The sequence below is a fragment of the Chryseobacterium urinae genome (assembly GCF_030518295.1).
GTDB classification, from domain to species: domain Bacteria; phylum Bacteroidota; class Bacteroidia; order Flavobacteriales; family Weeksellaceae; genus Chryseobacterium; species Chryseobacterium mucoviscidosis.
This window is the reverse complement of sequence record NZ_JAULSJ010000004.1, coordinates 31,845-46,477: the sequence shown is the minus strand read 5'-3', so window position 1 is coordinate 46,477 and position 14,633 is coordinate 31,845. Positions and strand designations below refer to the sequence as shown.

At 38.1% G+C, this 14,633-nt stretch carries 8 protein-coding genes; all 8 read left to right on the top strand.

The features are described from left to right. Positions 1–35: 35 nt before the first annotated feature. The 8 genes from QWT87_RS03495 (at position 36) to QWT87_RS03460 (ending at position 14,631) form a co-directional block, all read left to right on the top strand. Positions 36–1,247, top strand: coding sequence for a glycosyl hydrolase family 17 protein (locus QWT87_RS03495; protein WP_302713662.1), 1,212 nt, complete (start codon positions 36–38; stop codon positions 1,245–1,247). A 227-nt stretch (positions 1,248–1,474) separates the two neighbouring features. Next, a complete protein-coding gene (locus tag QWT87_RS03490) occupies positions 1,475–2,959 on the top strand; it encodes a glycoside hydrolase family 30 protein (RefSeq protein ID WP_302713660.1) in 1,485 nt (494 codons plus the stop codon). Between the two features lie 21 nt (positions 2,960–2,980). Continuing rightward, positions 2,981–5,344: an MFS transporter gene (locus QWT87_RS03485; RefSeq protein ID WP_302713659.1), complete on the top strand. Its 2,364-nt coding sequence runs from the start codon at positions 2,981–2,983 to the stop codon at positions 5,342–5,344. A gap of 95 nt (positions 5,345–5,439) precedes the next feature. Continuing rightward, positions 5,440–6,336, top strand: a complete 897-nt coding sequence (locus tag QWT87_RS03480; protein WP_302713657.1) for a glycoside hydrolase family 17 protein — start codon at positions 5,440–5,442, stop codon at positions 6,334–6,336. Between the two features lie 290 nt (positions 6,337–6,626). Beyond that, the gene (locus QWT87_RS03475; protein ID WP_302713655.1) at positions 6,627–8,327 is read left to right on the top strand and encodes a family 16 glycosylhydrolase; all 1,701 of its coding nucleotides are present in this window, start codon (positions 6,627–6,629) and stop codon (positions 8,325–8,327) included. Positions 8,328–8,414: 87 nt separating this feature from the next. Then, positions 8,415–9,989: a T9SS type A sorting domain-containing protein gene (locus QWT87_RS03470; protein WP_302713653.1), complete on the top strand. Its 1,575-nt coding sequence runs from the start codon at positions 8,415–8,417 to the stop codon at positions 9,987–9,989. Between the two features lie 81 nt (positions 9,990–10,070). After that, positions 10,071–12,767 (top strand): helix-turn-helix and ligand-binding sensor domain-containing protein, encoded by a 2,697-nt coding sequence (locus QWT87_RS03465; RefSeq protein ID WP_302713651.1) that lies wholly within the window; start codon positions 10,071–10,073, stop codon positions 12,765–12,767. A gap of 679 nt (positions 12,768–13,446) precedes the next feature. Further along, positions 13,447–14,631 carry a DUF4861 domain-containing protein gene (locus tag QWT87_RS03460; RefSeq protein ID WP_302713649.1) on the top strand — a complete coding sequence of 395 codons (1,185 nt, stop codon included), beginning with the start codon at positions 13,447–13,449 and terminating at the stop codon, positions 14,629–14,631. Positions 14,632–14,633 lie beyond the last annotated feature (2 nt).

The window sequence follows — 14,633 nt, the reverse complement described above, 5'->3', positions numbered from 1 at the left end:
TTCTTATTTTGACCTATTTAATGTCGTGTAACAGTATGCAAAATACAATCAAACATAAAAGTGCATCCGAAATTTTAGGAAATCCTAACTATTTGGCAATGTCTTACGGCGGTTACCGAACCAATTCCAGAAGAGTGCAACCTACCGTTTCGCAGTTGAAAGAAGATATGAAAATCCTTTCGGCGATGGGTGTGAAAATCATCAGAACGTATAATGTACATCTTCCGGAAGCCGTAAATGTGCTGAAAGCGATTAAAGAATTGCGTCAGGAAAATCCCGAATTTGAAATGTACGTGATGCTCGGAGCGTGGATCGACTGTAAAAATGCGTGGACTGGTTTTGAACCTAATCACAACGAAGAAAGCGAAAGAAACGCCGCCGAAATTGCACACTCCGTAGAATTGGCGAACGAATATCCGGAAATCATCAAAGTGATTGCCGTAGGAAATGAGGCGATGGTAAAATGGGCAACGGCTTATTACGTGCAGCCTTCCGTGATTTTGAAATGGGTAAATCATTTGCAGGAATTAAAGAAAAAAGGAGAATTGCCGAAAGATTTATGGATTACCAGTTCCGACAATTTTGCAAGTTGGGGTGGTGGCGAAAAAGACTATCACACAAAAGACCTCAATGAGTTGATCAAAGCAGTCGATTATATTTCGATGCACACCTATCCGATGCACGACACCCATTACAACCCGTTTTTTTGGGGAATTTCAGAAGATGAATTTCAGTTTTCCAAAGAAAAACAATTGGATTTGGCGATGAATCGCTCCGTGAATTACGCAAAATCGCAGTACAATTCGGTGAAAAAGTATATGCAGAGTTTAGGCGTTGATAAACCAATTCATATTGGCGAAACCGGTTGGGCAACATTCTCCAATGAGCTGTACGGAAGCAACGATTCTAAAGCAGTAGACGAATACAAAGCCGGAATTTTTTACCACAAAATGCGCGATTGGACGAATGAAGCGGGAATTTCCTGTTTCTATTTCGAAGCGTTTGACGAACCTTGGAAAGATGCGGGAAATGCAGGTGGTTCGGAAAATCATTTCGGATTGTTTACCGTCGACGGAAATGCAAAATATGCAGTTTGGAATTTGGTGGATGAAGGTGCGTTTAAAAAATTAAAACGAGACGGAAACACCATTCAGAAAACCTTTAACGGAAATCTGAAACGATTGTTAGATTCTGTGGAAATGCCTCCACACCGCGAATTTGAAAAACAATTGATGGAAACTAAATGATAATAACGATATGAAAACCGACCTAGGAAACGGAGGCGTTAAGAAATTTTGAAATAATTCCGTTAAGAAATTTCCACTGTTTGAGCGCGCCAAAATCTTGTTTTAAAACCAAAATTTTCTATCGCGCGAGTTTTGGAAATTTTAGGAAGTATTTTAAAATTTTAGCCGAGTTTCCAGTCTTGAACTTTTGGTTCTTTTGTTTCAAGACAAAAGAAAATTAAATAAAAATGAAAACAAAAATCTTACATATCGCCTTAATAACCAGTTTGATGATGAGTTGTCAATCTCAAAAATCGTGGAAGACAGACATCTACGAAACCTCTGCAAGCGGAAATCAGTTAACGAAAATAATTGCAGGAAAACCTGTTGAAAATTCAGTTAAAATCAAACTCAATCCTGCACAGAGATTCCAAAAAATTACAGGATTTGGTGGCGCTTTTACCGAAAGTTCGGCGTATTTACTCAACAAATTAAGCCCAAAAAATCGGGAAAAAGTGTTGCAATTGTATTTTGGGGAAGATGGAGCGAATTATTCTTTAACCCGCACCACGATTGCTTCCTGCGATTTTTCTTTGAAAAATTACACCTACGCTCCAGTTGCACACGATAAAGAACTGAAACATTTTTCGGTACAGGAAGATATGAACGATTTGGTTCCGATGATTAAAGAAGCGCAGAAAATTTCAAAAAACGGGTTTAAAATACTGGCTTCACCGTGGACTTCACCACCTTGGATGAAAGATAACAATGCGTGGATCAACGGAAAACTATTGCCGCAATACAACGAAACGTTTGCTTTGTATTTTTCAAAATATTTAACCGAATATAAAAAACTGGGCATTCCGATCTGGGGAATTACTGTGATTAACGAACCCCATGGAAACGGCGGAAACTGGGAAAGTATGTTGTTTACCCCAAAAGAAATGACCGATTTCGTGGAAAATTTCTTAGGTCCGAAATTAGAAAAAGACGGCTACGGAAACGTGAAAATTTTTGGTTACGACCAAAACCGTTCTGAACTTAAAAACTGGGTAGACGAAATGTACCGCTCCGAAAAATCTTCCAAATATTTTGCAGGAACAGCCATTCATTGGTACGACAGCACCTATAAAATTTTTGGAGACGAACTGCAATACGCGCATCAGAAAAATCCGTCAAAACACTTAATTCAAACCGAAGCCTGCATCGACGGCGATATTCCGAAATGGAAAGACGATTCTTGGTATTGGAGCGCAGAAGCGACAGATTGGGGATTTGACTGGGCGAAAGAAGAAGAAAAATATCTGCATCCGAAATACGTTCCGGTTTTCCGTTACGCAGGAGACATCATCGGTTGCTTGAACAATCAGGTAGATGGCTGGATCGATTGGAATATGGTTTTGGATAAAAACGGCGGTCCGAACTGGTTTAAAAACTGGTGTGGCGCACCGATTTTGGTAGATCCCGAAAAAAACGAAGTGTATGTAACGCCTTTGTACTACACGATGGCGCATTTCAGCAAATTTATTCGTCCCGAAGCCGTAAGAATTGGTTTTGAAAATCCTGATTCCGATTTAAAAATTACAGCCGCTAAAAATCCTGACGGTTCGGTTGCGGTGGTGGTTTTCAACCCATCGGAACAGGCAAAAAATATCGAAATTTTCTTAGAAAATCAAAAAATTCCGGTTCGCATCAGTGCAAAAGCATTGCAAACGGTTCATTTAACTTTTTAATTAAAAAAACACACAAGAAAAATGGCAAATCAAATCAAAAAATCAGCGAATAAAGTTCCAATCGGTCAAAAGATCGCTTTTGGGTTGGGAATGTTGGCGAACCAGATGTTTCCTGCAATGATTGGGATTTTCACCGTTGTATTGGTAGAGAAACTCGGCTTTAGCGGATTTTTGTTAGGCTTAACCTACTTTATTCCCAAGTTTTATGATGCTTTGTTTGATTTGATTATGGGATATGTAAGCGATAATACCAAATCCAAATGGGGAAGAAGAAGACAGTATGTTTTAGCAGGAGCTATTATTTTAGGGATTTCGTTTGCTTTGATGTGGCAACTATATGCTGAAAATGGCGTTACGTACAATTTTTGGTACTTTTTGGTGGTTTCACTTATTTTTTATTCAGGATTAACCATATTCAGTATTCCTTATGTAGCAATGGGTTACGAAATGAACGATGATTTCCATGAGCGCACTAATATTATGGCGACTTCTCAGCTCATTGGTCAGTTAGCTTGGGTGGTTGCCCCTTGGTTTTGGGTAATCATGGCAGATCAGTCCTTATTTCCATCCAGTGATGTAGCGGTGAGAACTTTGGCGGTGTATGTTGCTATTGGTTGTGCCATTTTAGCGGCAATTCCGGCATTTTTTATTCCGAGCAAATCGACATTCCACGAAAACTACAGTCCGATTGATTTGAAAGGAATTTTAGGAAGTTTCGGCGAAATAAAAGAAGGATTGAAAGCTTCGGTAGAAATTAAACCGTTCAGAAAAATATGTATTGCCACTTTTTTAATATTTAATGCATTTCAGACTACAGCCGGATTTTCCTACTTCATCATCAAATATTATTTGTTCAAAGGAAATGAAGAAGGATTTGGATTATGGCCCACTTTATTCGGGAGTGTAGGCGCAATTATTACAACCGTTGCAGTCATTCCTATCGTGGCAAGAATGTCGAAAGTAATGGGGAAGAAGAAAGCATTTTTGGTTTCTCAGGGGATTTCAATCGTCGGTTATATTTTACTGTATTTACTTTTCGTTCCGGGCAAACCGTATCTGTTTCTGTTTGCGTTGCCGTTTTTCTCCTTCGGAATCGGGAGTTTGTTTACCTTAATGATGTCGATGACTTCGGATGTGATCGATATTGATGAACTCAATACAGGAAAAAGAAGAGAAGGAAGTTTAGGCGCTATTTATTGGTGGATGGTAAAATTCGGAACCGCTGTTGCGGGATTATTAAGTGGAATGATTCTTTCTCTGGTCGCTTTTCAATCCAATGCCGCTACACAAACCGATGAAACGATGTTTTGGTTACGAATTTTCTTTGTCGGCATTCCGATTTTAGGAACTTTAGCCGCCATTTGGGCAATGAAAGATTATGATGTAGATGAAGCCAAAGCCAGAGAAGTAAGAGATTTATTAGAAAAAAGAAAAGCCCCCAAACCTTCCGGATACGGCGCGAACAATGTTTTAGAAGGAATGAATTTGGCAGGACTTTCAAGAGCGCAATTGCAACAAAAATTCCCACAATATTATTTCCCAACATTTGATTATACCAATGTTGAAGGCATAAAAACCGAATTTTCAACGGTTTTCAAAGCAGGAATGACCGGAATTTGTTTCAGCGTTTTTACCGAAAAACAATTTCCGGGAGACTTCATCACCGAAGAGCAAATCAGAAAACGCCTCGAAGTATTAAAACCTCATACGCAATGGATCAGGGTATTTTCTTCCACCCACGGACACGAAAATATCCCGAAAATCGCCAAAGAAATGGGCTTCAAAATATTAATGGGAGCTTGGATTGGCAAAGATGAAACCGAAAATCAGCAGGAAATTCAGTCTTTAATTCAATTGATCAAAGAAGGAAATGTAGATATCGCCGCCGTTGGAAACGAAGTGCTTTTCCGTGGCGACCAAAACGAAGAAACTTTACTCGGTTACATCGGACAAGTTAAAAATCAAACGCTGAATGTTCCTGTAACCTACATTGATGTGTATTATGAAATCATCAATCACCCGAAATTGGTGATGGCAAGCGATAAAATTTTAATCAATTGTTATCCTTTCTGGGAAGGCGCATCCATAGAACACGCCGGAATGTATTTGCAGGAAATGTATCATCAAACCAAAAAAATCGCGGGCGGAAAAGAAATCATCATCGCAGAAACCGGTTGGCCAAGTAAAGGTGAAGCGGTACAACATGCAGAACCATCTCCCGAAAATCTGATGAGATACTACATCGAAGCTCAGAAATGGGTATCAAAAGAGCAAATTAACCTGTTTTATTTCTCTTCTTTCGATGAATCGTGGAAAATCCATTACGAAGGTTGGGCAGGAACTTCGTGGGGATTGTGGGATGCTAATGAAAAGTTCAAATTTTGAAAATAGACACGAGACTAAAAGACAAGAGATATTAGAGTAAATCATCATTATATCAATCATCATTTATCATTTATCACCACAATAATTTTTAGAACATGTCATACAGAGCAGAGCAGTATTTATCCTTACCCAAGCAAAATCAGGATAATTACATCAAAGGAAAAACCGAAACCGAAAAAAAAGATTTGTTCAGAGAAATTCTGTACAACGGTGTTCACGGCTTTTGTTTCAGTTTGTATGAGGACGGACAAAAACCCGGTGACATTATCTCCGAGGAGCAGGTTCGCCGAAGAATGGAAATCCTGAAACCGCACACTTCGTGGGTTCGCTCGTTTTCCTGCACCGAAGGCAACGAACATATCCCGAAAATCGCCAAAGAATTCGGAATGAAAACCTTGGTCGGAGCTTGGTTGGGCGACGATCCCGAAATCAACGAAAGAGAAGTGGAAGGATTGATAAAACTTGCCAAAGAAGGTTTTGTAGACATTGCAGCAGTCGGAAATGAGGTAATTTACCGAAAAGATTTATCCGAAGACGAGTTGCTGGATTTCATCAACCGAGTAAAAAAAGAAATCCCCGAAATTCCGGTAGGTTACGTAGATGCCTATTACGAATTCACCATAAAACCAAGAATTACCGATGCCTGCGATGTTATTTTGGCAAACTGTTATCCGTTTTGGGAAAGCTGTCCCGCCGAAAATTCGCTCAATTATATGAAGCAGATGTATGAGCAGGCAAAACAGGCAGCCAATGGAAAACCTGTTATTATCTCCGAAACCGGTTGGCCAAGCAAAGGTGAAGAACTAAAAGGCGCTTTTCCATCCGAAAAAAATGCACTCGATTATTTCATCAACACCCAATTGTGGTGTATGGACGAGGAAATCGACTGTTTCTACTTTTCCTCTTTCGATGAATCCTGGAAAGTCGGTCCCGAAGGCGAAGTCGGCGCACATTGGGGAATCTGGGACAAACACGAGAAGTTGAAGTATTGAGGAGAGGGAAGAGGGAAGTTGGATGCTGGAAGAAGGAAGAAGGAAGAAGGAAGAAGGAAGATGGAAGATGGAAGATGGAAGTTTTTTGTGCTGTTTCACCTGCCAGAAGTTTATCCTGAGCTTGTCAATGAGATCCCGCTTTTTTCTTTTCCGTTGCCTGAGCGAAGTCGAAGGCAACGGAAAAGAAAAGGATTTCCACTCAAGTCGGGCTGCGAGAAATTTGAGATTAAAAAATATAGACGTGTTAATCTATAATTTAAAATCTATAATCTAAAATTTAAAAAAATATTATGATCAAAAAATTACACCATATCGTTCTATTCCTTTTCAGTACACTCTATTTGGCGCAGGTCGATGTCGTGTACAATGATTTGGTCTGGTCCGACGAATTTTCTACCAACGGAGCGGTTGACAATGTCAAATGGTTTCATCAAACTCAACTGCCTACAACAGGAGGATGGTACAATAATGAGCAACAGCATTACACCAATCTCATCACCAATTCTTTCACCAACAACGGCGAACTGAATATTGTTGCTAAAAAAGAAACCTTTACCGATCAGGGGAATACCAAAAATTATACTTCGGCAAGATTAAATTCAAAATTTGCTTTTAAATATGGCAGAGTTGATGTACGGGCAAAAGTTCCTAAAAACCAAGGAACATGGCCTGCAATATGGCTTTTAGGAAGAAATGTGAATGAACCGGGTGGCTATTTCGCTTCTACTTATGGAAATACGAATTGGCCGGCTTGCGGAGAAATCGATATGATGGAATACGGAATTTTCCCTTCTGCTCCTGATAACTTTATTCAAAGTACGTTGCATACGCCGTCTTCGTCAGGAAATTCTGTCAACCATGGCGGAATCTTGGCTTCATCAGACATTACCGATAATTACCACATTTATTCGATGAACTGGTCGCCGAATCAAATTACATTTTTGCTAGACGGAGTGGCGTATTACACTTACAATCCTGCCGTTAAAAATGCATCGACTTGGCCTTTTGATAAAGAACAGTATTTGTTACTCAATATTGCAATGGGCGGTGTTGCAGGAAACATTCCTTCCACATTTACCAATGCCTCGATGATTATTGATTATGTGAGAGTCTATCAGAACACCACTCCAGACACGGTTGCACCCACTCAATTTACGGCAACTGTTGGAGCAGTAACCAGCGATTCCGTAGAATTATTACTAAATGCAACCGATAATTTTGGAGCAATTACCTATCAGATTTCGGGTGGAGCCATACAAACAGTCTATGGAACTTCTGGAGTTCAAAAATCTGTAATTATTTCTGGATTAAGTCCATCTACCAATTATACCTTTAATATTTCTGCAAGCGATGGAGCAGGAAATACCGCAGCCAATAATCCCATCATACTGAATGCAACCACACTTTCCAATATCAACACGGCTTGCAACGGCGCATCTACACTGGCTTCACAAGGTACTTTTTCTACAGGATACAAATACGATTTCCAAACCATCGGAACCGATGTGAAAATTACGTTTGAACTTTTAGATACTGATAAAACAGGTGTTATTGCTTATTTGTGGAAACAAACGCCTTTTACAGAAACACCAATGACCAATGTTTCCGGAAAGAAATTTTCGGGTATCATTACAGGACAAACCGCGGGTTCTACAATTAATTATGCAGTGAAATTTGCCTACGCAGGAGGAATGTCCGTAACCAAATATTATTCTTACGTGGTTGGCGATGCGTGTATTTCTCTGGGAGTTACAGATCCCTTTAAAGCCAAAAAACTGTTTTATCCCAATCCTGTTGAAAATATCCTGAATCTGAAATTACCTGAAAACAAAAATACGGTTACACTTTATGATTTTTCTGGGAAGAAACTTTTTGAAAAAAATGTGGGGACGACTTTGGAGTTAGATTTTAGTTCCTTTACTGCAGGTACTTATTTAATCAGAATTGAAAATCAGAAAGGAGCCAATACATATAAAATCATAAAAAAATAAAACAAAAAATGATTCGCGATTTTTTAAGAATACTATTTCTGAAAATTAAAGATCAACAATAATACTAATTTTTAAAACTTTATAAAGATGAAAAACTTATCTCTTTTTCTAATGCTTTTGGCATTTAGTTTTGGCTTTTCTCAGCCAACAACTAATGCACCGACACCTACAAAAGCCGCCGCGGATGTGATTTCTATATTCAGTGATGCTTATACGAATGTTGCTACGAACTATAATCCGAACTGGGGACAGTCCGGAAGTGTGAACACTTCTTTTCAGGCGGTTTCTGGATCTGGAAATAATATTTTGGTATATTCTAACTTCAATTATCAGGGAACAGATCTTACCACTCAGAATGCTGCTGCGATGGAATATCTTCATATTGACGTCTGGACAAATACTGCAGGTGCTGTTCTTAAAGTTTCACCCATCAATAACGGAACAGGATCCAGTGAATTTTTGGTGAATGTTCCTCTCACGAATGCGGGATGGAGCAGTGTAGATCTTCCAAAATCTGCATTTACGGGAATGACCTGGAATTCTGTTTTTCAGATAAAATTTGACGGACAGTCCGGAGCAAATCCTTCGACAATTTATCTGGATAATATCTATTTCTGGAAAAATCCCGTGAATCCTGCTGCAGATGCTACTTTAAGCGATTTAAAAGTAAACGGAACCACTGTTTCAGGGTTCAGTTCTGCGATTCTTTCCTATACTTTGGAATATCCGCAAGGTACAACGGCGGTTCCGCAAATTACTGCGGCTACAACCACCAATGCAAGCGCAACAAAAGTCATTACTCAGTCATCGGCAATTCCGGGTACGGCAACTGTTCTGGTAACCTCACAAAACGGATTGGTAACCAAAACATACACGGTAAATTATGTGGTTTCAGGACCTAATGTTGCTGCGCCAACTCCTCCTGCGAGAGCAGCGACGGATGTGATTTCCATGTTCAGTAATGCTTATGCCAATATTCCGATTGATGCATGGTCTGCGGTTTGGGACGATTCTAGTATTTCTGATATTCAGGTAGCAGGAAATGATACTAAAAAAATTATTTTCACCAATTTCCTGGGAGTGGATTTCAGCGGAGCCGGACATCATATCAACGCAACTAATTTTACCCATTTCCATATGGATATCTGGATAGACAATAGTGTGGATCTGGTAGGAAAAGTATTCAATCTCAAACTTTCACAATGGGGAGGAACTTCGGGAGAGGTTTCTGCACTGGAACTTCCGCTCAATACAGGAAGTACACCGGCTTTGGTAAAAGGGCAATGGCTTTCTATCGATGTTCCGTTGAGCAGCTGGACGAATAATGCTGCAAGAAATGATATCGCCCAGTTTGTGATTACTTCCAATATCGGAACGGTTTATTTTGATAATCTCTATTTTCATAAAGCTACAGTATTGGGAACCAACGAAGCTACCGTTTCCAAAAGCTTGAGAGTTTATCCTAATCCTGCGAATGTCGGTGAAACAATTACGGCAGAAAGTAAAGTGAAAACGATCGAAGTATATAATCTGGCTGGGCAAAAGGTAAAGAGTGAGAACTCAAATGCCATATCCACACAAGGATTTGCCAAAGGAATGTATATTTTAAAAACCACGACAGATAAAGGTGAAGTTCAGTCTTCAAAAGTTATTGTGAAATAATTAAAATTACCAATAAATAATTAGACGTCCGTTGAAAAAAACGGACGTTTTTTTCTTAAATTTTATCTATATTTGAGTAGAATGCTGAAATACTTTTTTGTTTACTTTTTACTGTTCCTGAGTTTTTTTTCTAATGCACAGAGCATTTTGGAAAAAGGGATGCCCTTTGTGCAGAATTATCTGCCCGAAAGCTATGGAAATCACGGTAAAATCTGGGATATTAAATCGGCAAAAAACGGCATGATCTACATGGCTTCCGAAGACGGGCTTCTGGAGTTTGATGGTAAAACATGGGGACATTTTAAAAGTTACCGTGGCTATACAAGATCTTTATATGTTGCCAATGATTCTACCATTTACGCTGGAGCAGATATGGATTTCGGTGTCTGGAAAAAAGACAAATTCAGAAAATTCAGCTTTACTTCAATGTATCCTTTCAGAAAGAAAATTGGAGGAGTAAATGAAGAATTTTGGGGAACATATCAGATTAAAAATCAGATGGTTTTTGTATCTCATCAAAACATCTATATACGTTCGGAAAAAAAACTCACCAAATTTTCCGCAAAATCCAGATTTTCCAATAGTTTCTTCGTCAACGGAAGATTGTTTCTTGCCGATGAAAAAAAAGGACTTTTTGAGTATGACGGAGTAAAGCTGAAACTCCTGTTTTCTTATCCAGATAACAGCTCTTTGGATGTAAGCGGTGTTTTTTTTAACGGAAATTCTCTACGCATCACTACTAAAGATAAAGGAATTTTTGAATGGAATAACGGAAGACTTACCCCGCTTCAGCTTGAAGTGTCTTCAATGCTGATCAGGAGTAAGGTTTTCAGTTTTATTAATTTGGGAACGCAGTATTACGCTTTCGGAACCATACTGGACGGAATATACATTACGGATCTGAACGGAAAAATCATTCAGCACATTAACAAAAGCAAAGGATTACCCAACAATACTGTTTTGTGCATGAATTACCAGAAAAGTGGTAAACTGTGGCTGGGTCTGGATTATGGAATCTCTTCTGTGGATATTAAAAATGACATTACCTATTTTTACAGTAAGGATGATGATTTTGGAACAGGATATACGGCAGCGTTCAAAGATCATATTTTCTTTTTAGGTTCTAATCAGGGGCTGTATTTTGCAGACTGGAATGAAATGGGAAATCCGGGATCCGGTAATTTTTTACGAATGGTCGAAGGATCCGAAGGACAGGTTTGGACACTTAAAAATATTGACGGAAATCTGTATTGCGGTCACGATAAAGGACTTTTTATTCTGGAGAAAAACAGTTTAAAAAAAGTTAATAATGAATATGGCGTTTCTGCAATTACCCCTTTCAGGAAAGATTATGTTTTAACAGGAAACTATTCGGGAATTTTCGTTTACAAAAAAGAAAACAACACACTCAAATTCATAAAAAAACTGAATTTAATCGTAGGAGCGGTAAGTCAGATTGAAGTGGAAAATGATCATACAATCTGGATCAATATTCCTAATTACGGGATCTTGCGGACAACCGTTGATGCCAGTTTTAACGCGGTTAATCGTCAGATCTTTCCCGACAGTAATTTTAAAGGAAATCTGCCACATATTTACAATAACAATGGGAAGATAAAAATTGTTACTTCTTCAGAACAGTATGACTTCAGTTATTCAAACAGTACATTTTCTCCTGCTTCTGAAAAACTACAGCTCCCGGTTATTAACGGTAAGCTTCCCGGATTTTATATTCCTCAAAAATTATCTGCGGAGTATAACTTTTTCCCTATTTACAACGGTTTTGCGCTGGAAAAACTGAATTTTCAGGATAAGAACAGGTTCAGTTCCCGACTTATTTTCACGAAGGCACAGATGTTTAACAATATGGGAAATTTTGATCTGGAAGAAAACCAAAAGCTTCCTTACCGGTTCAATAATCTCCGTTTTATATTTTCGCTTCCCAACGAAGAAGGAGTGGAGTATCAGTATTTTCTGGATGGATTTTCAAAAGACTGGTCTGTTTGGAATTCTGAAAATAAAATAGAATTTCTTGGTCTCAAAGAAGGAACATACAGCTTTTTGGTAAAAGCTAAAATCGGAAACCAGATATCTGACGTAAAAACATTTACCTTTAGAATCAATCCGCCTTGGTACAGAAGCCTGTATAGTTATGCAGCTTATCTTCTTATGATAGCGGTTTTTTTTTACTTCCTTAAAAAATATCAGGAAAATAAACTGAAAAAACAAAAACTGGAACTTCTGAAAAAAGAGCAGAATGCACTTCGCGAACAGGCAGAAAAGCACAGACAGGAAATGTTTTTTGAAAAACAGCGACAGCTTGAAAATGAGAAAAATAACCTCAAAGAAGAGATCAAAAACAAAACGATAGAACTTGCCACCAAAGCCAAAGAAGATGAAGATAAAAACCGACTTCTTTCTACCATTAACGAGAAAATACTTGAAATAGAGAATAACCCGAATATTTCTAAAATAAGACTCGGGGAAATCCGCAGAACCCTGAAAACCTATCTGGAAACAGACGATCACACCTTCGAAATCCAGATGGATGAGCTGCATCAGGAATTCTTTAAGGCAATGAGGAAGAAATTTCCCAATCTTTCCATCTACGATCTTCGTTTATGCGCATACCTTAAAATTGGTTTAAATTCTAAAGAAATGGCAGATATTTTTCAGGTATTGCCTTCCAGTATCAATGTAAGCCGATCCAGACTGAGAAAAAAACTCGGGCTGAAACCGGAAGATGATCTGTTTGATTTTCTGAATAATTTTGAATAGATTTCTAAAAATCTGCTTACCTAAATTCTGTCAATTATTAAATTATCTTCTGAATATCATTCAGAGGTTACTTTCTTGTAATAATTATTAAAATTTTATTGATCTTAAAATCAATGATTTATAATTTATTTTACAAAATTTAATACTTTTTACAAAAACTTTTCCAACGCTTTTCCTCTTTTCTGCATCTATATAAATAGACATGTTAAAAATATTTCGGATATATCGATAAAATTAAATTAGGCAACCAACAAATTCAGATGATTGTGGTTTTTAAGAATTTTTTCAGGTTTTTTCCGCAGGCGAAGCAGATCGGTATATTTAATTAAGCCTTATAAAACGAATGATCTGAGATTTTAATCAATTAATTGGATAGAAGAATAAACTGTAAGTCTGCGGAATTTTTAGAAAAAAAGAGGGTAAAGCACAATAAAATGGTATGTGGAGAAGTTAAAATAGTGGTCGATGTATGATGAAGAAGATTGAGTTTGGAGCGTCTGCAGAAATGCGGACGCTTTTTTATTTAACTTTAAAATTAAAAATTAAAAAATCGGCTACTTTCATAAACCAGTCAGAATCTGAAACTAAAAGTCACAATTTTTTGTTAAATCATTAAAATTTTCTCTTCCTGAACAAAAATTATTTTTACTTTTGGAGAATTAACTCAACAGTACAGAATATGTTTACGGTTAAAAAATCAATTCTTGGATTCATTTGCGCAATCGGTTGCATTAATTCATCTTTATTCAACGCACAAACATCTGTTCAGGTGAAAAATAATCTGAATTTTGAAAGAAATGAAGTGGTTGCAGTTCCCGTTTCACAGCTAAGATCTTTTTTAGACAAAAATAAAGAAGAAGAGATAAGGATAAAAAACAGCAAAGGACAATTAATAACCATTCAGTGGATCGACAACGATGGAGACGGAAACAATGATGAATTGCTTTTCATGGCGCACATTGCCGGAAAATCCTCTGAAAAATACACCATTACAGCCGATGGAAAATCTCCGGTTCCTGAAAGTACATTAACCACCTATTCCAGACTGGTTCCTGAAAGAGTGGACGATTATGCATGGGAAAATGAAAAAATTGCATTCAGAATGTACGGTCCGAAAGGGCAGAAAGAAGCTTTAGCCGGAGTAAAAGGAAGTACCCTTTCCAGCGGAGTGGATATTTGGCTGAAAAGAACAGAACAGCCGGTTATCAATAAATGGTATAAAGGCTATTTAACCGATCCGATGTATTACCACAGAGATTCGAGAGGAGAAGGCTACGATCCCTATCACGTCGGAGACAGCCGAGGAACAGGAGGAATCGGAATCTGGAAAGACGGAAAACTACAGGTTTCGCAGAATTTTGTTACCTCTAAAACCATTGCTGAAGGACCTTTAAGAACGGTTTTTGAGCTTACATACAATCCTTGGAGCGATTTTGGCGTGAAAGAAACCAAAAGAATTTCTTTAGATTTAGGTTCAAACTTTTCAAAATTCGAATCCACTTTCGAAGCGGAAAAAAAGGTTCCGAATTATACCATCGGAATTACCCTTCACAAAAACGAAGGAGAAGCAAAGCTTAATGACAAAGAAGGGTATTATCTTCATTGGGAAAAGATTGATGATGCCTTTGTAGGAGAGGGAATTGTGGTAAATCCTGAAACTATTGAAAAATCAATGGCTTTTAAATCTGAAACTCCGGATCAGAGCAATTTACTGGTCATCACAAAACCTCAGAGAAAGCTTACCTACTACGCAGGATTTGCATGGCAGAAAAGCGGACAGATTCATACTCAGAAGGATTGGGAAGATCTGTTGAAAAAACAGACGCAGATCATCGCAAACCCTTTACAGGTAACCATTAAATAAAC